The organism is Microcoleus sp. Pol12B3 (assembly GCF_036701355.1).
In the GTDB taxonomy this organism is placed as follows: Bacteria; Cyanobacteriota; Cyanobacteriia; order Cyanobacteriales; family Microcoleaceae; genus Microcoleus.
This window is the reverse complement of record NZ_JAUBQS010000004.1, coordinates 81,203-103,357: the sequence shown is the minus strand read 5'-3', so window position 1 is coordinate 103,357 and position 22,155 is coordinate 81,203. Positions and strand designations below refer to the sequence as shown.

The following is a 22,155-nucleotide window of genomic DNA, read 5'->3' as shown; positions in this document are numbered from 1 at the left end:
GTATAAGAAATCAAGACTGATAAAGCTTTTCTACCATTTGAGCCAAGCGTTTCATTGCAGTTTCAATCTCCTCATTTGTTGCGGTCAAACTGATGCGTAAACACTCATGTTTGTGCTGCCAATCTTCCCGCAAACCGGGGAAGAAAGAACTTCCCGGCACGACAATTACGCCGACTTTTTTCAACTCTTGATACAGTTCCCAATCAGTCATTGGCAAATCTTTCAGCCACAACCATGCGAAAATTGCTCCTTCGCCCCGGTGCAAAAACCACGGCAAATCCTTCGGCATTGCTTGCTCTAGAGTGCTTTCTACGATCGCAAATTTGCTTTGATAGTACGGGCGAATTACGTTTATGGAAATATCGGCAAGAGCGCCGGACGTAATGGCACGAGTTGCGATCGCCTGTCCGTATCTCGGCGAATGAATGCACATATTGGTCTGAAAACATTCTAATATTTGAATGATTTTTTCATCGCCGATCGCAATTCCGATTCTTTCTCCCGGCAATCCGGCTTTCGACAAACTCATACAGTGCACGATATTGCCGCCAAAAATCGGCGTCATTTCGGTAAAATTCAAGGACGGGAAGGGAGGGCCGTAGGCGGAATCAACGAACACCGGCACGTCGAAAGCGGCCGCTAAATCGGCAATTTTCTTAACTTCGTCGTCGGTGAGAACGTTGCCCGTGGGGTTGCAAGGACGGGAAAAAATGACGCAACCCGTGGTTTGGTCGATCGACAGTTGGCTGAAATCCGGGCGGTATTTGAACCTGTGGGCGGCTGCATCAATATCCAGGGTGGGTTTGCAGGCGACTACCGCTTCGGGAATCAAGCTAACGCCGCCGTAACCCGTGTAGTCTGGGCTCAGCGGTAAAACAATATTTTTAAGCTGTTTGCTGGTAGTGTAGCCGCCGAAAGCGTTGGCTGCGTAGAAATAAATCGATTGACTTCCGGGAGTAATTAGGATATTGCGCTCCGTCAAATTCAGTCCGTAACGCTGATTAAAATCCGCCAATACCGCATTGATAAACGGCTGATAACCTTGACTGGAACCGTAGCGACAAACCACCTCGCCGTATTCCGGGCTCGCCAAAAGTTCCGCAGTGCAGTCGCGCCACAACTGCTCGACTTCCGGCAAAATCACCGGGTTTCCGGCGCTCAAATTGATAAACTCCTGCCCGCTGCCGGCTCTGAGAGTTTCAATAATATCTTTCATAATTGCCCGAACTCCCGTGAGGTGGGACATCTGAGCGCCAAATTGAGTCAGGGCAGGGTTCATAGCAAATGCAGCGACAATGATAGAAGTTTACAGTTTACCCATAATAACTCCAGTCGCAGGCGTTAGCCTAGCTTGTCTGGGGCATGGGTTGTCGATCGAGCGTCTGATTAATGCAATAAACTCGATCGCACTGCATTTTGTTTTTCCCCTGTGCGCGCGCCGGATCATAAGATTCAGGCCATTTGTGGAGCTGGATCGATCGATCGAACAGTGTTTTTTGCCTAAAAATTAACGAACGGAACAGCAATCTCTAATTCAAGAGTTGTGGTAAGATTTCACGCCGTCGCGCCAGATGAATTGCCGATACTTGACAACAACCATTGGGAGAATCTAAAATTAGCCGTAGAACCCGATCGCAACAGAATTTTATGGGCTCCTGTTACTGCTATAATTACAGGTTTAATCCAGCCTCAAGAATCAGATTTGTTGCTAGCTCATTTTCATGATTCGCGGTTTGCTGACAGCGGTGCATTTTATTATCAATCCGACTAAAGCCAAGATAGGTCGTAAGGTCGCCCTTTGAGTGGCGTTACATAACAAACACGTAAATTCCCAACCCAATTAACAGCCGTAAAATTCAACACAACAATGACACACTTTCCACTTATAGAATACGAGCAGCTTACCGATCCTAAAGCCAAAGCAGTGTACGAAGAAATCTTGACAGACTTGGGGTTTGGCATCGTCCCCAACCTGTTCAAGTCAATGGCAATTAACCCTGACCTATTAGAAGCAAATTGGAAAAAATTCCGGGGAACTATCCTGCAAGGAGACTTACCTCGCACGCTTAAAGAAATGGTCGGCGTCGCTATTTCCCAATCAAATAATAGCGAGTACGCTCTACAAGTTCACCTGCACGGATTGTCAGCCTTGGGGATGAGCGAAGAACTACTGCGAACCCTAGTTTCTGACTTTGCCAACTGCCCTTTGCCAAAACGTGATAAAGCCGTAATTACCTTTGGCTTGCTGGCTGCTACAAAACCCCTGGAAATGACAGAAACTGATTACCAAAACCTGCGGGATTTAGGACTTGATGATTCAGAAATTTTTGAGATTATTGCGACAGCAGACTTGTTTAGCTTTGTTAACCGATATACTGATGCAATAGCCCTCGAAATAGATGCTTTGTAATCTATATTGTATACCCATATTATGGGCGAGCGGCTAGAAGATCTAGATCGAGAAGAGCTTCTGTTGACAGCCCGCCGTTTGTTAGCAGAAGCTCAAGCGCTTTCCATCCGCATTTCCGCTGTCAACGAAGTTGCCACTGCCATTAACCGCACCCTCGATCTCAACCAGATTTTGCGGGTACTAGGCAAGCAAGCCAAATGGTTGCTAGACTTTGAACACTGTAGCGTTTGCCTGCACAGCACTAACACTTGCATGACCTTATTTGGCAGGCATATTCCTGTAGATATTGCAGCCCTCCCAGAGGGTGGCCCTATTCACAAGGCTTTCACAACTCGTCAACCTCAATTAATTCAAGAAGCGGGTGCTACTGCTATTTTATCCCCCTACGCTTCGCAAATTATCCTTCCTTTGGAAAGCGAAGGTAAGGTTTTAGGGACAATTAATTTTGCCACAACCAAGTCGAGAGCTTACACTCAAGAAGATTTACGAATTGGCTATCTTTTGGCTTTGCAACTATCTTCAGCTATCCGAAATGCTGAACGCTTTAAAGAGATAAATAGGCTGTATTCCGAACTCGATGCCGAAAAGCACAAATCCGATCAGCTACTGTTGAACGTGCTGCCGCTTGAAATTGCCGAGGAACTCAAAAATAACGGCAAAGTAGAACCACTTTATTATGATAACGTATCGGTTTTATTTACTGACTTTAAAGGCTTTACTCAGTTATCTGAAAAAATGACGCCGCGAGAGTTGGTTGACGAACTAGATTATTGTTTTTCTTATTTCGATCGCGTGATGGATAAATATTCTATGGAAAAACTGAAGACTATTGGCGACAGCTATATGTGCGCTGCAGGAATTCCTACGCCTCGCCCAACACACGCCTTTGACGCTGTACTTGCTGCCATAGAAATTCGACAGTTCATGGATTTGCGAAAATTGCAGAAAGCTCAACAAAATATCCCTTATTGGGATATCCGTATTGGCATTCATTCAGGCCCAATACTTGCTGGGGTAATTGGTCATAAAAAGTTTTCCTATGATGTCTGGGGAGATACAGTTAATACTGCATCTCGGATGGAATCTTCCGGCGTAGCTGGAAATATCAATATCTCTCACGACACGTTTGAATTAGTTAGAGATTTTTTTGAATGCGACTACCGAGGAAAAATTTATGCTAAAAATAAAGGCGAGTTGGATATGTATTTGGTTCGCCATCTTAAATAAATTTTGGAAGCGCTAATTGCTAATGGAGGATGGCAAGCCCAGCCTTTCTACACTTTTAAATTTTAGAGAAAAAGTTTTATAATTGGGAATGACTGATAACTATCCTGATTGGGTTCACCAGGCTACAGTGGCCTTTTTTTAACCGCTGTTAGATATACAAATCTAACTCAACTATGAACTCAGAATATATAAGTCGAATTTTTTTCAAAGTTCGGTATTGTATCGGATTGTCACCAGACTATATTAAAATTATCGAGTTGTAGATTTTATTTGTTAATTATTTATGCGTATTTGGCAAGCCGATTTTTACCGCCGTCCTCTCCAAGACGAAACTGGCAAACCACTGTGGGAACTCTTAATTTGCGACTCGGAAGGCAATTTTCAATTTAGCGCTGTTTGTCGCCAAGGGGACGCAAATTCTAATTGGCTAGCTTCGCAGTTGCAGCAGCAAGCTCAAACTCAGAATTTGCCCGACTTGATTCAAGTATTTAGGCCTCAGTCTCTGGGCTTAATCGAAGCTGCGGGCAAACTTTTGGGTGTCAAGGTGGAAGCGACTCGGCGCACTGCGGCTCTGAAATTGCTGCTGCAAAAACGCGCAAAAGAATATTTGAGTATGCCTAATTATACAGGTGAAACTTACAGTGCGATCGCCCTCGACTCGCCGCCGCCCGTACCCTTACCCGAAAACCTCTGGGGCGATGGCTGGCGTTTTGCTTCCCTACCCGCCGGCGACATTGAAGATGCTTTCCAAGGGCGTCCCCTGCCAATTTTGGAAATGCCAGAATTCCTGTTACCGCTGAATTTGGGATTGGCCTCAACAGTACCCGTACCGGGAGTTGTGATTGACGGCGGGCGCCAGTCTATGCGGTTGGCTAGATGGCTTCAGGATGCCAAACCTTTCGCTTTGAATTATATTGCTGGAGAACCAGACGGATTGATATTGGAAGCTGGGTTAGTAGATAGGTGGGTTGTGGCTACTTTTGAAGATAGCGAGGTGAAAGCTGCGGCCCAAATTTACCAACAGCGCAAGCAATTAAGTAAAGGATTGCATTTTTTGTTAGTCCAGCCCGATGATAGTGGCATGACTTATACAGGCTTTTGGCTGTTGAACTATGAGCGATAAGAGGGAAATAATATTATTTGTAATGTTGATCCATCGCGCCCCGAAAAATAGTAAAACTCGGCCCCAACTCAGTTCCAGTATATACAGACTCAAACACAAATTTTAAAACAGCTTCTTGAGTTAGCAAGAGATAGTGTTGCAAATTTATTCTACAACTAAAATCAATCCGTTTTGGATGCCCTGACAAACTCGGTTGATGTGACACTGGTCTTTTTCGTTAAGACCTTTCTGGGCTAGCATGGCTGATTTCAGCAGCCGTCTGTCAAGGGGGGTAATTTGACGAAAAGCAAAAATACGCTGGACGATCGCCTCGATCGAGATTTTGGGGAGGTTAGCAGAGCTGACTGTCATGGTCTTAACACGCTAAAAATAAGTAACAGAACTATGTACCTTTATTTTTAAAGATTTTGTGAAGGCACTTTGTGATTAGAATCACATATAGTTAGTGACAAAATAGTGTATGTAGGGTGACTGTTGTCACCAAATCTTCAATTATCTTTACCCCAACTTAACGATGGCCCGATAGAATCACTGTGGTAAAACTCCAGCAGAGGGTAAAAATGGCACAAGCAAAAATCGGAATTATCGGCGGCAGCGGTTTGTATAAAATGGAGGCCCTCAAGGATATTGAAGAGGTGAAAATTGATACACCTTTTGGAGCGCCATCGGATGCCGCAATTGTGGGAACATTGGACGGTACGCCGGTAGCATTTCTGGCTAGACACGGCCGCAACCACACTTTTTTGCCCTCAGAAGTGCCTTACCGGGCAAATATTTATGCAATGAAGAGTTTGGGAGTTGAGTATTTAATCTCAGCGTCGGCGGTTGGTTCTCTGAAAGCTGAGGCGAAACCTTTAGATATGGTAGTGCCGGATCAGTTTATCGATCGCACAAAAAATCGAGTTTCTACTTTTTTTGGAGAAGGAATAGTCGGTCACATCACATTCGGCGATCCGGTTTGCGGCGAATTGGCTAAAGTATTGGCAAGTGCGATCGAATCCTTGAACCTCTCCGACGTTACTCTCCACCGGGGCGGCACTTACGTCTGCATGGAAGGCCCCGCATTTTCCACAAAAGCAGAATCTCACCTTTACCGCAGTTGGGGGGCGACAGTCATCGGAATGACAAATTTGCCCGAAGCAAAATTAGCCAGAGAAGCAGAAATTGCCTACGCAACTTTAGCATTAGTCACCGATTACGACTGCTGGCACGAGGATCACGACAGCGTAACAGTAGAAATGGTAATAGCAAATTTGCACCGCAATGCAGAGAATGCTCAAAAAGTCATTCAAGAAACAGTACGGAGGTTAACAGAAAATCCCCCCGTTTCCGAGTCGCATTCAGCTTTGAAATATGCTATTCTGACTCGGCTCGATCAAGTGCCTGCCGCAACTAAGGAGAAAATGGGTTTGTTGTTGCAGAAATATTTGTAGTTGAAAGTGAGGCGTTGCATATTTGCGGGATGATTTGGAATTTTATCAAAGCTGAAAACCCTTATTTTTCTGCGTGGCTATAAGAGTCCCCCCTACAAGAGTCCTCCCAAAATTATGCAATGCCGTAAAATCAATATCAAATTGAGGTGAATCACTATTTGCCAATGACTGATTCTATTACGAGGGTTTTTTCTATTTATGTAATTTGACGCTAAGTAGACGCTAATAGGTTATTGGAGTGTCCTGAAGCCGATCGATCGATAAGTAATTTTTTAGGTGTTATTTTACTAGGAACTTATGAGTAATAGTGCAGTTAAGCCAAATCAAATGATTGATGTTGCAGTTGTGGGTGGTGGCGTTTCTGGGGCCTACGCTGCTTGGCGGTTAGCATCTCATCACAAATCTTCTAAGATTCGTCTCTATGAATTGAGCGATCGCATTGGTGGTCGGTTACTATCAATGACAATGCCGGGGATGCCTCATGTTCAGGCTGAGTTGGGTGGGATGTATGTGACTGAATCTCAGGCTATTGTCTGGGAATTGATTAAGTTGCTGAACCTGAAGACAACGGTTGTTGACTTTAGCAGTCCGGGAGTACGGGCATATGTTCGCGATCGGCATTTGTTGATGAGTGAATTTAATCAACCGGATAAAGTACCTTATAATTTACGGCCGGATGAAGAAGGTAAAAATTATGAGGAATTGTTCGATTTTGCTGTTGGGCGGTCGATTCCAGGAAAAGATTTAACTCCTGCTTATTTTGCTTCACCGGAGTGGAAGCGCGATCGCGAAACGCTGAAAATTGACGGTCAACACTTGTATGACTTGAGTATTTGGGAAGTGTTGCTGAAGGAAATTAGCAACGAGGCTTACAATCTCAGTTTGGATACGGGCTTTTTCTATTCGGATTTGGGTACTTGGAATGCGGCTAGTGCGATCGCAACAAGTATGTCTCTTCCCTACAGCGATACTTGGTACATGATGGCTGATGGCTACCAAACATTACCGAAAACCCTCGCGACAGAATTTGAGAGAGAGGGTGGGGAAGTTTGCTTAAATCATCGCTTAAAAACCTTCGATCGCACTCCAGAAGGGCTGATTAGGTTAAATTTTGTCGATCGCGCGGGTCATTCTCTCCCGCCCGTGTTCGCGAAACATCTGATTTTAGCAATGCCGAAGCGATCGCTAGAACTGTTGGCCGTAGAAAACCAGCAGAATTTCCTATTTAGCAATTCAACTTTTCAGGAAAATATCCAAACTGTTAGCGGCGATCCCGCTTACAAACTTTTCCTCGGTTATCATACTCCTTGGTGGCACGCACTAGATATTCATGGTGGTACTTCAGCTACAGATTTGCCGATGCAAAAGTGTTACTACTTCGGTACAGAAAGCGCCCAAGGGGGCGATCCGAACAATCACAACTCCCTATTATTAAGCCTGTTTCCTGATAATATTGCTGCGGGTTTCTGGCGAACGATGGCCTATAATCCAGATAAGCCAGAAAAACGTCCAGCTTTTCGCGGAGAACTAGGCGAAACACGGGAATTAAGAGCTTTTCTGAAAAGTGATGGTTCTATTGCGACAGACCCCTTAGTTCCTTCTCAGGATATGGTACGGACGGCCCAGCAACAACTCAAAGGCCTACACAATTTAGCAGATATTCCAGAACCTTATACCGCCCTTTATATCGACTGGCAAAAAGATCCCTACGGGGGTGGATGGCACTCTTGGAACCCCCGCTGTCAGCCCTGGGAAGTGATGAAACAGATGCGGCATCCGATTCGTGGTGCTAATGTTTATGTCTGTGGCGAAGCCTATTCAAATATGCAAGGATGGGTGCAAGGAGCGTTGAATAGTGCAGAATTAATGTTAGAGGAAAACTTTAACTTGAGCCGGCCTGAATGGTTGCCACCCAGTTATGATTTGGGGTCGTAAAATTCATTTTACTGTTCCCCAGACCGCCAGGGAATGAATTCCCTGGCTAATAGCTAAAGTCCTCTGAAGAGGACTGAAAAACTCATTATACCTCGACCATATTTCTTGTGGAACAGGCATCTTGCCTGTTCAAAACTCGCTTTTTTGGAGATGTCTATAGCAATCCTAAATGATTATACTCGTTACCAGGAAGAGCCTGGTAACGCATATCCGGAGGCTCTGCCTCCATTGTCGCAGCCGAGGCAGAGCAAGAGTGACATCGCTTCCCAGGCCGAGCCTGGGAACCAGTTAACCAGTTATTAAAACTGATTTAGGATTGCTATATTAGTCCTCTTCAGAGGACTTTCGCTTTGAGACAGGGGTTTTAACCCCTGTCGGACTAATGGTTTGACGTTAAGTTGACACCAATGAAAACTAATCACCGACTCCCCAAGATAAACTCCCCTACGGAAGATTCTGTAAAATAATCGCATCCTGCTGCTGCTGCAAATAACTCGGAATTTCCCCCGCCCACCCCCGACGGCGCCAGATTCATTGCTGTTGCCACTAAATACATCGTTTGATACAAAATCCCAACGTGCTTTAATATTAGACTATAGGCCATTGATTCATAGCCCCAAGTTACTCTCGAAAACCGAGAGGATAGCAGAATTAAAATCTGTGGTTCTACCTCTATCTGTACTGACAATCCTGCACTTTTTAGCAATGCTTCTACCTGCTTTGTTTTCCCAGAAATTTTACAAAGTTGGTGTTCTTGGGGTGCATAATAATACAAGCCAGCCTCAATATTTTCACAGCGATTGATAGCTGTATAAATCTCTAAATCGTAGCAAGCGCCTCCGGTTGGATAAGGCCTATTGCTGCAATCCATGTTATCTCTGGGGACAATCTCGCGCAATCTCGCGGAACGATAGAGAAATTCTCCCAATTGTTCGACAGTAATCGGCTTTTCTCCATGTTGCCGAATTGTCTTTCTTGATTCTAAAATTGCTGTAAACGGTGTATCTGTTTGTTTCAAACTGTCTATGTCAGGTTTATAAAGATTTATAATCTCGTTAGATGGTTTGGCTTTGAGTACGGGTGTGGGTTCGATTTCTCCTAAAAATCGAAAGGTTTTGCCAATCAGATTGGAATGTCTGCCGCCGCGACTGCGGGAGTGAAATAATAAATCGTGAAATTCCCATTGAGTTAGAGTTTCACTTTGTTCTAAGCTGCTATTGTTGTTGACAGATGATAGCAGTTCAGCAGTTAACAAAAAGCTGAGAAATAATCGGGCGGTGGCTTCAGAAATTCCCGGAATTTTGGTTAAATCGGAGATGGCTTTAGGTTGCGAGAGTTCGTTGATTAAAGCTGCACTGCGCCAATCTTTGAGGATAATTTTGGCTTTGGAAAGGGGGGATTCGACAACTAAATGGGATTTTTCTGAGTGGCAATAGGCAAAGCGCGAAAGTTGATAGTTATTATCAGTAATTGTCTCTGATAATTGCCATTTATAGGGTGTGGCTATGGGGACGGCTGTAGCGATCGCACTGCCGTCAATTTCTAAAGTATGGTAAACTAAACCCAGGATGACAAATTGTTCTAGGTAGTAGTAGAATTTAGCGAGGGCGGAACTGCCATCGGTAGCAACTACCAGTTGAGTTAGGGCTGTTTCGGTTGCGCCTGCGGTAGAAATAACTTTAATCGCGGCGACAATTCCGGGGGAGAGTTTGTTGAGGTTAAAGTCGATGTAGGGGGCTTTTAAAATTAAGTCTTTTTCGGCATCCTCTATAGAAATTTCTGGCTTAAAAGTTAGGATGATTTGGGGGATGGTTTCACTCATAATTAATCTTAAAAGAATATCGGGAATGGGTTGATTTGGTGTTCGGGGATGGGTGCATCTAGCCAGCCTAATTTCACCGGAATGTCATAAAGTCGCCCTGGTGCTAAGCGTTTCCAAAAGTGCCGCATTCCTGGTACTATAACTTTGACGACATTTAAGCCAATGTCGGGCCGGGTTTGATCTAAAACAAAGGTTTCTAAGCCTAATGTTTCAGCTATTATTACGCACTTTTCAACGTCTGCTTTTAAATCATCGCTGGCTAAGGGGGGATAGTCAGATAGTAATTTTAAAGGTTGGGAAGTATCGGGCGTTAAATAAGATTTATTTTCTAGGGTGGCGGTTTTGTACCACTCAACGGTGAGGCCGTCGGAAACTCCGTAATTTGTGCTACCATCGCTGTTAAAGGTTAATACTGCGGGTAACGATTGATTGACTTCTGTTAAAGCGCGAGACAGGGCAATTTTGGGATCGAAATGTGCGCCAAAACCAAAAATGATGTCTTCGATTTCTCTGTCGATGCGGTGAGAAAGGGCGGCAAAAACGGGGATGTTAAAATCGTTGGTGAGGTCTAAAACCCACAGACTGCGGTCTATACTTTGATAATAGTTTCTGAGTTCTTGAATGTAGGAATCGTTAAAGCTATCTAAGTCAACTGCGGGGACTTTAACTCGATTGTACCACCACAAGGCGACGCTATCTCGCTCGACTAATTCCATAAATCCTTGCAAAATTGCTTCTTCTTTGGTATTGCCGGCGGCGCTACCGTTGGAGTCTGCCCAACAGTCGGGTTTTTCGGGTTTGGGATAGCCGTAATAACAGTAAGCTGTGGGTAGATATTTCACTCGTTGATTAGTTAATGACCAAATTGGTGTCCAGTCAATTTCTCGGCTGGTATCGAAGGGTTCGGGGACTCTTTGAAAGAAGCTGGGACAGGTTCTATTCCAGTCGTGGCGAGTGCTATATTGTACTTCACTGAAACCCATGCAATCATTGGGGTGAATGGCGGTTTCTCCCATTGTTTGATAGCTGCCTTTTTTTCGGATTTCGTCGCCTTGAAATACGCCGGAATATCTCTCAATGGCTTCTCCCAAGGCGCTGGCTTTGGCTTGTTCGTCGGTTTTGCCTTTGCCGGCACTTCTGCCGCGTAAGTTTTCTTTGAGGAAGTACAAGTCATCGAACATCGTAGCGAAATTGTGGCCGGCTAAGTAGTTCGGTGTTAAAGCATTGGTTGTTTGGGGAACTTTGAGTAAACCGCGCACAACTCCGGTGATGGGACTGATTTGGCTGTCAAATCTTTGCAGGGTTTCGGTTGGGGAAAAGCCGCGATGGCCGCCGTCGGCGGTAAAGGTTTTTTTCTGGCTTTGGAGGACAAAGGGCTGGATTTCTTGGGGCGGAACTTGACCGCATTCGGGGCATTGGGGGCGTTTGGTTATGGTGTGGTTGGTGGTTTTGAGGGTTTTGGTGTCAAAGGTAATTATCCTATTTTCTAAGGTTTTATTATTGCCTTGGACAATCCATTTGGCTAGTTCTGTGGCGGCTAAATTTAAGCTTATTTGTAGGGTGGAAGGTAGGTAAGATGGGGGATTTAATAAGGGTTTTGAGTAGTTTTTTTGACGCTGGATGAAGCTTTGGGTGGGGCGATTTGCTCTCAGGCGTTGGGCGAGACATTCCCAGCAGGCGGTGGTTTCGGGGTGGAAAATTGGCCCGATCCAAATTGTGGAACTTGTAGGTTTTAGGAGTAGCCAAGGGCTGCCTGTTTGGAGGGATTTTTGGTTGAATTCTCCCAGTTCTGGTTGCAGGTAATCGTCGGCTATGATTAGGGTGATATCTGCGGTGGCCGAGGTTTGAATGCCGAGGGTTTCTAGGGCGCTAATGCAAGCTTCTGCTGGGATTTGGCTGTAGGAAATGACGGCAAGTTTCAGGGATTGCAAGCGGGATGTGGCTTGTTGGGGGGAGATGTTTAAAAGGGTGTAAAAGGCGGCAGTTTCATCGGGGAGGGAGGTGTCGTTTTCGATGAGGTGGCCTTGTTTTTCTAGCAGGGCTAGGGTATAGTAAATTTCTGCGGGTGAGGCTTGACCTCGCAGTTGGTTGACGATTTCGTCGGCGGTGTTGTGGCCGTTAATTAAGGGGGTTAATAGTTCGTAAAGGTGGCCTGAGAGGACGAAGGAATCTGACTCGGAGATCAGGAATACTCCTACCGATTTGATGATTTCGACGGTGAAGCAATTTTTAAACTTTGGTTGGTAGAGCATCCTGAAGGGTGTTTAATATAATTTTGGGATTGATTTTAGTAAAGCGATCGCTCTTATTGCGGTTGAGATTTAGAGAGTGGCGATCGCTATAATTCAAGATAGCGCTGTAAAATCTCTTGAGCTTGGGAAAGCAGATCTGATTCAAGTTGACCGAGTTGTTGTAGTAATCTCTTTTTATCGAAAGTCATTGGGTCAACACAGACTAGCAAACTGTCTGCATCTAAACCATTTTGTGCAGATGCGGGCGTAAATATCACAGCAGCAGAAATCCGAGGATCGTGAGGACGAGCGGAGGTAAATGGCAAAACGGTGACTTTAGAGCGCCCCTCGTTAAACAGCGATCCAGAAATAACTAATGCTGGTCGCGTTTTGCGTATTTCTGTTCCGACTGACGGATCGAATCTCGCTATCCAGATACTTCCCAGTCGGTAATCGCCTGAGTCTGCCATTCCTCATCCCATCCTAAATTTAGTTCATCAATTAGCTGACAAGCATCTGCTAAAGCTTGTTTTTCTTGCTGTTTTCGCCATTGTTGCAAGAGAGATTCTATCAAAGCACTGGGGTTTGGCGCTTTTTGACTGACATAGGTAACTAAGTCATCTGGTAAGCTGATAGAGATGTTGCTCATTGGCTAATCAGAATAATTTTTTACTCTTAATTTTAGCAATAATTGTGACAAATTACAACCGCCGCGTCCTCTTGTCAAGTCCGATCGCGCTTGCCAGTTTTTATCCCCGGAAAAGCTTCCTCTCCTCAAGTTTTGTAGGGTGCGGATCTGTGAGAGGTTAAATGGAACTTGCTGTTTGACCGGTGGCGACGCACCTTACCTACGACAAGATTGTGTGTACCACAATTTGTGCGATCGCCTCCTCATTCAATCTTTTTCGTTTTAGCCCGATCGCTATTTACGGTTTCCATATTCTTAAAAATTTAAATCTATAAATTAACTATAGTCGATCGCCCGAAAAGCTAACTCTCCTCGATCGACCCCGCTGTGACTAGAGAGTTCTACTTAACCAAGCGAGGGCGATCGCCTTTGAAATTTCCTGTTCGCTCGCCGTCAAATCTTGTTGCAAAACTGATATAATTATATTCCTCTGTTAGATCAACCTAATCTTGTTCTGGCAATAAATGCGGATAAGATACAACAGTCCCATCCGCTTGTCAACCCTCTCTCGCTCACCAGAAACACCAACTCTCCTGAAGCGGCCCGGCTGTGAATAGACAAGCGGGGCCGAAAAACTGGCAAGCTACGGGTGTAGCTTGAGACAAGCTAAAGGGACTTTAGCAAGACTTGCGGAGACCACCTGGTTCTATCTCTCCAGCCAGCCAAGCACTAATCTGTGGCTCTGTCAGACCATCTGGTCTGGGAGGTAGGGGTAGGACATAAATCACCGTTTCCCCTTGAGTACCTAGAAGGACGGGAACTGCATCGGGAGCCTGATTGATGCGGACTTCTACGAAGTCTTCAATTAATCCCGCCTCCCGGAGGGTGACGGTGGGTCGAGTCAGCAAGCTGTTGTAAAGTTCTGGTTCTAACCATGACTGAGCAATCAACCGAGATATTGCGGCTTCAGCGCTTCTCCAATCCTGGGGAAATGCCATAATTTTCTCCTAGCTCCCTTTTGTGGGAAATATAGATTTTGCTGTTATTCTATAGCAGATGCGTTCTCTACAGTTTCGATCGGCAACTATTGACCGCGCCCTGGCTTACAGTCGAGCCCAAGGCTTCAGAGTCTAGGAAGCTGGCGATCGCCCTTTTTTGAGAAAGAGAAATAATATCATTTGCCTTTGACTGGGAATTGTATCATCCTAAATGCTGTAGGGGCGGGTTCGCCAACCATAATCGCCAAAAACAAACAATCTCGAAAACCCGCCCCACCCAACGAACAATCATCATCCACATAGTAATATTCGATGCAAATTTCTGGTTGATGTGGGCGATTGGTGGGGTTGGGCGGGTTTATTTAGATTGTTGGTTATCGTTATATATTGTTGGCGAACCAGCCCCTACAGCTTTTTTATCGTGGTGCAAAATGTGAATTTTTACGGATTTTCTTGATGATACAGTGGTTTTCACTCCCGATAGGTTAATATCACTAACAAGTACAATACCAAATAGCGCACGGACTATGCTCGGACTTAACGGATATCGCATTGTACAAGAACTTCACAGCGGCGTAAAAAGTTTGGTTTATCGAGGCTACCGCGAAGCAGACCAGCAACCCGTTATCGTCAAACTCCTTAAATCCGAGTACCCCACTCTGGAAGAAGTCACCCGCCTCAGAAATGAATACAAAATTGCCCAACCCCTAGACAGTTCTAGTATCACTAAAGTCTATAGCCTAGAAAACTATCGCAATAGCTTTGCCCTAATCTTAGAAGATTTTGGCGGCTCCTCTCTCGACCAGTTACTTACTAACCAAACCTTCCCTTTAACAGAAGTTCTGAGAATTGCCATTGTCTTAATAGATGCCTTAGATTATTTGCACCGCCATTCGATTATTCACAAAGATATTAAACCGGGCAATATCATTATTAACTCTACCACAGCCGAAGTCAAACTCACTGACTTTAGCATTTCCTCCCGCCTGCAACAAGAAAATCAATCTGTGAGCAATCCCTCGGAACTGGCGGGTACTCTCGCCTATCTCTCCCCAGAACAAACGGGGCGAATGAACCGCTCCGTAGATTACCGAACCGACTATTATTCTTTAGGAGTGACTTTATACGAACTGCTGGCGGGTCAGTTACCTTTTGCCACGGTCGAGCCGATGGAATTAATACATTGTCACTTAGCTAAACAGCCTTTACCACTTTGTGAAATCAGAGAAATTCCCCAAGTTATTTCTGATATTGTAATGAAACTCTTAGCCAAAACCGCCGAAGAGAGATATCAAAGCGCAGCGGGATTAAAATTTGACTTAGAAACTTGTTTAAATCAGTTGCTTGCTACGGGAACAATAGCACCTTTTGCCATTGCCACCCGCGACAAAGGTAGCCAACTCCTGATTCCACAAAAACTTTACGGCCGCGAACAGGAAGTAATAGAATTACTAGCCGCCTTTGAAAGAATCAGCCAATCCACTCTTACCCCGACATCTCTAACCCCCAACCCCCTTACTAAGGGGGCTTTAGAGCCAGCAGAATCCCCTCTAACCCCAACACCTCTTACCCCCCCCTTCTTAAGGGGGGCTGGGGGGGATCAAAGCTACGCTTCCGAAACAGAATCCTCCTCCACTCTTACCCCCCCCTTCTTAAGGGGGGCTGGGGGGGATCAAACCCATGCTTCCGAAGCAGAATCCTCCTCCACTCTTACCCCCCCCTTAGCAAGGGGGGCCGGGGGGGTTCAAAACCATGCCGAAATGATCCTAGTTTCCGGCTATTCCGGTATTGGCAAAACCGCCATCGTCAACGAAGTTCACAAACCCATACTCCGCCAACGCGGTTACTTCATCTCCGGCAAATTTGACCAATTTAACCGCAACATTCCCTACTCAGCCATCATCACCGCTTTTCAAGGCTTAATTAACCAATTACTCACAGAAAATGCCGGACAAATTGCCAATTGGAAACATCAACTCTTAGATGCCCTCATCCCCAATGCCCAAGTCATCATTGATGTTATCCCCGAAGTAGAATTTATTATCGGCCCGCAGCCAGAAGTACCCCAATTAGGGCCAACAGAATCACAAAACCGCTTCAATCGAGTTTTTCAACAATTCCTCAAAGTCTTTTGTCAACCCCAACACCCCGTTGTACTTTTTTTAGATGACTTGCAGTGGGCAGATGCAGCCTCCTTGAAACTGATGCAACTGCTGATGAGTGATTCTGATAGCCAATATTTGTTAATTATTGGAGCATATCGCGATAACGAAGTCAACCCCACTCACCCTTTAATTCAAACCTTAGAAAAAATCCGCGCATCCGGGGCTAATCTCAACAACATCACCGTCCAACCTTTAGCCATCAATCATGTTAGCCAACTGATTGCCGATACTCTCAATGAATCCGCAGCCACAAAACGCATTCAATCCTTTTCACAACTCCTGTTTAGCAAAACCCAAGGCAACCCTTTCTTTTTAACCCAACTGCTGAAAACCCTCGCCTTGGAAAACCTACTGCATTATGAAGCCAGCAGCGATAAATGGCAATGGGATATCGAGGCAATCCAAGCCATTGGCATTACCGATTTAAACGTTGTCGAACTGATTGCTAGAAACATTCAAAAACTGCCAGAGGTTACTCAAAAAGCCTTAAAACTTGCCGCTTGCATTGGCAATACTTTTAACTTAGATGTTTTAGCCATTGTCAACGAAGCATCAGAATTAGTATCCGGGGCGCAGTTGTGGCCGGCGCTTCAGGCGGGTTTGATTTTACCCCTGTCTGAAGCCTACAAAATTCCGTTGGTATTTATCGAGTCGGAATCTGAATCAGTGCGGCTGCAAGATGTGAAAGTAGATTACAAATTTTTGCACGACAGAGTGCAGCAATCTGCCTATTCTTTGATTCCCGAAACCGAGAAAAAATCAACTCACTTCCAAATCGGTCAATTACTGCTGCAAAATACTACAGCAGAAGAACGCAAAAACAATATTTTTGCCCTGGTTAATCAATTGAATTTTGGCATAGAGGCAACCACAGAGGCATCACCTCTACTGGCTACACAGTCCGACAAAAACCTGTTAGCAGAACTTAACTTGATTGCCGGTCAAAAAGCTAAAGCCTCCGCCGCCTTTGAAGCAGCGGTTAATTATTTTAATCTGAGTTTGGGGTTGCTGGCTGCCGATAGTTGGCAGAGTGATTATGATTTGACACTGCCTATCTATGTGGAAACCGTAGAAGCTGAATATTTAAACGCTAATTTTGCCCGGGCGGAACAGCTTTTAGAAGTTGTGCTGCAAGAGGCGAAAACGCTTTTAGATCGGGTAAAAGTTTACGAAGTTAAAATTCAGTCTTATATTTCTCAATACAGGATGTCAGAAGCCATAGAGACAGGGCTGGAAGTGCTGGGAAAATTAGGGATATCCCTGTCTCAAATGTCGGAAGATCCGGGAATCTTGGTTCAGGCAATTGCTAGAAAACTGACAGAAGAAAATAAACAAATTGAGGATTTAGCAGACCTTCCCGAAATGACCGATCCTTATCAGTTTGCCGCAATTCGGATTCTTTTAACAGTTACCTCGGCTGCATATATTACGAATCCTGCCCTACTCTCGCGGCTTTTATTTGCAATGGTGGATCTCTGCTTAACTTACGGCAATCCTTCCTTAGCTGCTGGTGTGTACGTCAATTATGGTGTCTTTTTGACTGTGGGTGGAGATATTGATTCAGGATATAGATTTGGTCAACTCTCTTTAAAATTATTAGATAAATTTAATGCCAAAAATATTAAAGTATTTGTCCTACATTTCTTTAACTCATTTATTAGACACTGGAAAGACCATATTAGGGAAACCATAGAACCTTTGCAAGATGCTCTTAATAGTGGGTTGGAAACCGGAAATTTAGAGTATGCGTGCTATGCGATTCTAAGTGATAATTACCATAGTTTTTATGCCGGAAGTGAACTTGAATATCTCGCAAGTAGAAGCCGAGATTACACATTATTAATTTGTAAAATTAAGCAATATTTTGCTATTGAATTTATAAAGATGTATCATCAGTTGATGTTAAATTTGATTGATGAATCACACTGCACAACTCTATTGATTGGGAAAGACTATAATGAAGTAGAGAATCTTGAATCTGCACAAAAAACAAATAACTATTATACTCTTTTTTATATTAATGCTGCGAAAACCTTTCTATCTTATTTATTTAAAGAGCGTAAAGCCGCAGTTGAGAATGCTCGACAAGCAGATAAATATAAAGCACCTGTTAGCGGGATGATCATGACAGGTCAACTTAACTTTTACTACTCCCTAAGCCTCCTCGATCAGTATCCTCACGTCAGCGAAACCGAGCAGAGAGAATATCTTGAACAAGTAGCCACCAATCAACACACAATGAGACATTGGGCAAATAACGCCCCCGCCAACTACCAACATAAATACGACCTGGTAGAAGCGGAAAAAGCCCGAATTTTAGGAGACTACCCCGCAGCCATCACCCTCTACGATGCGGCCATCACCGGGGCCAGAGAACAACAATACACCCAAGAAGAAGCCCTCGCCAACGAACTCACCGGCGAATTTCACCTAACTCGCGGCCAAGAAAACATGGCCCGCTTCTTCCTACTAGAAGCATACTACTGCTACATCCGCTGGGGAGCCACAGCCAAAGTCAAAGACTTAGAAACCCGATATCCGCAATTCTTCGCCAAAATCAACGCTCAAAAACCCTCAGAAACCAGCCTCACCTTAGCCACCATCATTACCAGTAGCAGCAATTCCGAAGGATTTGACTTAGCCTCCGTCTTCAAAGCCGCCCAAGCCATCTCCAGTGAAATAGTCCTCAGTGAATTGCTAGCAAAACTAATTAAAATCGCCATAGAAAATGCCGGGGCACAAACCGGATATTTGCTACTCAAACACTCAAACACATTCACCATAGAAGCCGTCGGACAAGTCGAAGGCGACAACATCACCCTCTCACAAATCCCCCATCTGCCCCTCCCCGAAATCCTCCCCATGAGCGTCATCAACTATGTAGAAAGAACCAAAACACCTGCCGTCTTAAACAATGCTACTACCGAGGCAATGTTTGCCGCAGACCCCTATATTGTTGCCCATCAAACCAAATCCATACTCTGTACTCCCATCATCAATCAAGGTCGCTTCATGGGCGTAGTTTACTTAGAAAACAACCTAGCAGAAAAAGTATTCACCCCAGCGCGAATAGAAGTTTTAAAACTCCTATCTTCCCAGGCATCTATCGCCTTAGAAAATGCCCAACTTTATCAAACCCTAGAACAAAAAGTAGAAGAACGCACGGCACAGTTAGCCCAAGCTAATAAAGAAATATTGGTTTTGAACGATCGGCTAAAAGTAGACAACCTTCGCATGAGTGCGGAACTAGACGTAACCCGCCGCCTGCAACAAATGATTTTGCCTCAACAGCAGGAATTAGAGTCAATTGCAGGGCTAGAAATTGCTGCATTCATGGAACCGGCTGATGAAGTTGGTGGCGACTATTACGACGTACTAAATCACAGTGGTAAAGCCACAATTGGCATCGGCGACGTGACAGGACACGGTTTAGAAAGCGGCGTGTTAATGATTATGGCGCAAACAGCCATTCGCACTTTGCTGGTTCACAAGGAAACCGACCCCGTTAAATTATTGCAGACAGTCAACCAAACGCTTTTTGACAACGTAGAGCGCATGGATTCTGGTAAAAATATGAGCCTTTCTTTGCTAGAATATCGGGACAACACCCTGCATTTGAGCGGACAGCACGAAGAGGTGATTGTCGTGCGTGACGGCGGCGAAGTAGAGCGGATTGATACCATCGAGTTAGGCTTTCCCATCGCCTTGGAAGCAGATATTGCCGATTTCATTGCTTCTACTGAAATACAGTTGAATTCGGGGGATGTTGTCATACTCTACACAGATGGAATTACCGAAGCTTTTAATATGAAGAAAAATCAATACGGTATCGAGCCATTGATTGAAGTTGTTGTCCTTAACAGGGAACAGTCAGCAGCAGCAATCAAGCAAGCTGTGATTGACGACGTGCGGCGATACATCGGGGAACAAAAAGTATTTGATGACATTACTTTGGTTGTAATTAAACAGAAGTAATATCATTTCCGGTTACACCGTCAGGTGATGTTGACTGTTGACTGTTGACTGTTCACGGCGTCAACAGTCAACAGTCAACTCGAATTTACTATTCCGATGCTAACGGATTTGATATAAGTAGGTAGGCACAAATAAACATTGCTGTATAACCGAATGTACAACTGCCCGAACAGAAAGCCAATAGCTTCGTTTCACTCGCTTTTGACTACTTAAAGCAGATTCCCGGTTTATGAAGTACCCCCGCCTATCCTTCTATCCCCGGAAAAGGCAAAAACCTTTGTCCCTACACTTCATGAACCTGGAATAGGCTGTATGTATTTTCCCACTCATTTGCTTAGTTCCGCTCAATTAATCAACTGCTTGAATGCGTCGTGTTCGCGAATCTTCTCCAAATCAGCTTCACTTTTTGCCAACTCTTTACATACATTCGGATTGAGATTGAGGGCGCGCTTTAAATTTTCAATTGCTAATTCAATTTTACCTTGTAGGGCATAACATCTGGCTTTGTTGTACCAAATTCTGTAAAAGTCAGGCCGAATTTTAGCAGCATTGTCGTAGGAAGCGATCGCCGCTTCGTATTTTTGCAATTTTGAGAGTGCAACGCCTCGATTGTTCCAAGCGTCAGTATAATCATTTTTAATTTGTAGAGCTTGATTGTAAGAAATTACTGCTTGTTCGTACTCCTGCATTTTGGAAAACGCAACGCCTCGGTTGTTCCAAGCATCGGCATAATCGGGTTTGGCTTGAATTGCTTGTTCGTAACAGCCGATCGCCTCCTGGTACTTCTGCAACTCCAACAATACCACGCCTCGATTGTTCCAAGCATCGGGATAATTGGGGCGAATTGTAGTAGCTTGTTCGTAAGAGGCGATCGCCTCTGGATACCGCTGCATTCTCGTGAGCACTACTCCTCGGTTATTCCAAGTATCGGCTAAATCCGGCTGAATTTGCAGGGCCTGATCGTAAGCCACGATCGCATCTTGATAACGGTTTTCAAAGAAACAAGCATCTCCCTGTTTAGCATAGTCGCCCGCAGTCAATAACTTTTGGTAATTGCCATAGTTAACCGGAGCAAATTCTTGAATTTGGGCATCGGGGAATAACAAGTCTGTTTCTGCCTCTGCCGGGTGACTTTGCTGTTGAATTTCGCCTAAGATAGTTTCAGCGTCCGAAATTAATAGTTTTAATTGAGAGATTGTATCGTAATGGAGACTTTCTATTTCTTGGCGAGCAATTGTTGTCTGCTTGGACAATTTGCTCAACAGAAACCAAACCCCGACTCCGGCTGCTGTCGGAAACAAAGTTAAGGCAATTATTAGCCCGTTCAGCAGTACCGCCGTGCGCCCAAAAGCAATGTCAACTTCTTCTTGAACTCGATCGCGGATTTCTTCTTTAAGTGGCTGCTGTGAGAATTGCTGCTCAACCAACAGTGCCGGCCTCGGTTCAGAGGCAGAAACGCTATTGGCGCAGACTAGAATAGTTGAAAGGGCGATCGGGCTAATACTTTTTCTAAAGATACTTGACAAACGCATTGCCTTAGTGATACGCACCTGAGTTGCGATTTCCATGTGTCAAGAGATGCTGATAACGATGATCCCAGACTAGCCCATTTGTTCATAAACTATTAAATACAGGATATCTGTTGTGCAGTCCCCTCCGATCAAATTGCTGACGCAAGAATTGCTAGACGAAGTTGCCGCTTCCTCCCGGCGCAGTCCCCGCCAGCGACAAAACTACAATTTCCACGATTTGTCTGAAAAAGTGCAGCGGTTTGTCAACGTGCTGCAACCAGGCACTTACGTCCGCCCTCACCAACACCTGCGCCCGCCTGCAGTTAACGGTTTTGAGTTTTTTGTGGTGATTCAAGGCGAAGTCGGTATTGTTATTTTGAACGAAAACGGTCAAATCCTGCGCTCCTTGCGAGTCAGCGCTGCGGGCCCGACTCGCGCTGTCGAACTGCCAGAGGGCACTATTCACACGTTAGTAGCTTTGACACAGGATACTGTGATTTTGGAGTTTAAGGAAGGGCCTTACGACGTGGGGGCCGATAAAGACTTTTTGGCAGGTTTTCCGGCTGAGGGAACTGCAGAGGCGCGAGAATTAGTCCTGATTTGGGAAGCGGAATTTAACACTTGACTAATGACTGTTGACTGTTGACTGTTAAATGTTGACTGTTAAAAATCTCAACTCTCAAATCTCAAATCGATG

16 protein-coding genes are annotated in these 22,155 nt (G+C 44.8%); 8 read left to right on the top strand and 8 right to left on the bottom strand.

Going from position 1 to position 22,155, the window contains the following annotated elements; translation table 11 throughout:
- Positions 1-10: 10 nt before the first annotated feature.
- Positions 11-1,279 (bottom strand): valine--pyruvate transaminase, encoded by a 1,269-nt coding sequence (locus QUA53_RS03210; RefSeq protein ID WP_333095118.1) that lies wholly within the window; start codon positions 1,277-1,279, stop codon positions 11-13.
- A 264-nt stretch (positions 1,280-1,543) separates the two neighbouring features.
- Between QUA53_RS03210 and QUA53_RS03205 the strand changes: the two genes are divergently transcribed.
- The 4 genes from QUA53_RS03205 to QUA53_RS03190 all read left to right on the top strand — a co-directional run bounded on the left by QUA53_RS03205 (position 1,544) and on the right by QUA53_RS03190 (position 4,760).
- Positions 1,544-1,771: a hypothetical protein gene (locus tag QUA53_RS03205; RefSeq protein WP_333095120.1), complete on the top strand. Its 228-nt coding sequence runs from the start codon at positions 1,544-1,546 to the stop codon at positions 1,769-1,771.
- A 96-nt stretch (positions 1,772-1,867) separates the two neighbouring features.
- The gene (locus tag QUA53_RS03200; protein WP_333095122.1) at positions 1,868-2,410 is read left to right on the top strand and encodes a peroxidase-related enzyme; all 543 of its coding nucleotides are present in this window, start codon (positions 1,868-1,870) and stop codon (positions 2,408-2,410) included.
- 21 nt (positions 2,411-2,431) lie between these two features.
- Positions 2,432-3,637, top strand: a complete 1,206-nt coding sequence (locus tag QUA53_RS03195; RefSeq protein ID WP_333095124.1) for an adenylate/guanylate cyclase domain-containing protein — start codon at positions 2,432-2,434, stop codon at positions 3,635-3,637.
- Between the two features lie 283 nt (positions 3,638-3,920).
- On the top strand, positions 3,921-4,760 hold the full coding sequence (locus QUA53_RS03190; protein ID WP_333095126.1) for a Tab2/Atab2 family RNA-binding protein: 840 nt from the start codon (positions 3,921-3,923) through the stop codon (positions 4,758-4,760).
- Positions 4,761-4,904: 144 nt separating this feature from the next.
- On the opposite strand, the gene QUA53_RS03185 is transcribed toward QUA53_RS03190, so the two are convergent.
- On the bottom strand, positions 4,905-5,111 hold the full coding sequence (locus QUA53_RS03185; RefSeq protein ID WP_333069727.1) for a hypothetical protein: 207 nt from the start codon (positions 5,109-5,111) through the stop codon (positions 4,905-4,907).
- A 209-nt stretch (positions 5,112-5,320) separates the two neighbouring features.
- Here QUA53_RS03185 and QUA53_RS03180 point away from each other — a divergent pair, with 209 nt between their 5' ends.
- Both QUA53_RS03180 and QUA53_RS03175 read left to right on the top strand, forming a co-directional pair.
- Complete coding sequence (locus QUA53_RS03180) at positions 5,321-6,193, top strand: S-methyl-5'-thioadenosine phosphorylase (protein WP_333095127.1); 873 nt, start codon at positions 5,321-5,323, stop codon at positions 6,191-6,193.
- A gap of 297 nt (positions 6,194-6,490) precedes the next feature.
- The gene (locus QUA53_RS03175; RefSeq protein WP_333095128.1) at positions 6,491-8,128 is read left to right on the top strand and encodes an FAD-dependent oxidoreductase; all 1,638 of its coding nucleotides are present in this window, start codon (positions 6,491-6,493) and stop codon (positions 8,126-8,128) included.
- Between the two features lie 418 nt (positions 8,129-8,546).
- Here the strand turns inward: QUA53_RS03175 and QUA53_RS03170 are convergent, their stop codons facing one another.
- The 5 genes from QUA53_RS03170 to QUA53_RS03150 all read right to left on the bottom strand — a co-directional run bounded on the left by QUA53_RS03170 (position 8,547) and on the right by QUA53_RS03150 (position 13,807).
- On the bottom strand, positions 8,547-9,950 hold the full coding sequence (locus tag QUA53_RS03170) for a SagB family peptide dehydrogenase (protein ID WP_333095129.1): 1,404 nt from the start codon (positions 9,948-9,950) through the stop codon (positions 8,547-8,549).
- 8 nt (positions 9,951-9,958) lie between these two features.
- The gene (locus QUA53_RS03165) at positions 9,959-12,202 is read right to left on the bottom strand and encodes a TOMM precursor leader peptide-binding protein (protein WP_333095130.1); all 2,244 of its coding nucleotides are present in this window, start codon (positions 12,200-12,202) and stop codon (positions 9,959-9,961) included.
- An 86-nt stretch (positions 12,203-12,288) separates the two neighbouring features.
- Positions 12,289-12,651 carry a type II toxin-antitoxin system PemK/MazF family toxin gene (locus QUA53_RS03160; protein WP_333095131.1) on the bottom strand — a complete coding sequence of 121 codons (363 nt, stop codon included), beginning with the start codon at positions 12,649-12,651 and terminating at the stop codon, positions 12,289-12,291.
- Complete coding sequence (locus QUA53_RS03155) at positions 12,609-12,830, bottom strand: hypothetical protein (RefSeq protein WP_333095132.1); 222 nt, start codon at positions 12,828-12,830, stop codon at positions 12,609-12,611. The genes QUA53_RS03160 and QUA53_RS03155 overlap by 43 nt, the downstream gene beginning before the upstream one ends.
- A gap of 656 nt (positions 12,831-13,486) precedes the next feature.
- On the bottom strand, positions 13,487-13,807 hold the full coding sequence (locus QUA53_RS03150) for a hypothetical protein (protein ID WP_333095134.1): 321 nt from the start codon (positions 13,805-13,807) through the stop codon (positions 13,487-13,489).
- A gap of 527 nt (positions 13,808-14,334) precedes the next feature.
- Here QUA53_RS03150 and QUA53_RS03145 point away from each other — a divergent pair.
- Positions 14,335-19,947 (top strand): protein kinase domain-containing protein, encoded by a 5,613-nt coding sequence (locus tag QUA53_RS03145; RefSeq protein ID WP_333095135.1) that lies wholly within the window; start codon positions 14,335-14,337, stop codon positions 19,945-19,947.
- Positions 19,948-20,291: 344 nt separating this feature from the next.
- On the opposite strand, the gene QUA53_RS03140 is transcribed toward QUA53_RS03145, so the two are convergent.
- Positions 20,292-21,515, bottom strand: a complete 1,224-nt coding sequence (locus tag QUA53_RS03140) for a tetratricopeptide repeat protein (RefSeq protein ID WP_333095137.1) — start codon at positions 21,513-21,515, stop codon at positions 20,292-20,294.
- Between the two features lie 76 nt (positions 21,516-21,591).
- Between QUA53_RS03140 and QUA53_RS03135 the strand changes: the two genes are divergently transcribed.
- A complete protein-coding gene (locus tag QUA53_RS03135) occupies positions 21,592-22,083 on the top strand; it encodes a WbuC family cupin fold metalloprotein (protein WP_333095138.1) in 492 nt (163 codons plus the stop codon).
- Positions 22,084-22,155 lie beyond the last annotated feature (72 nt).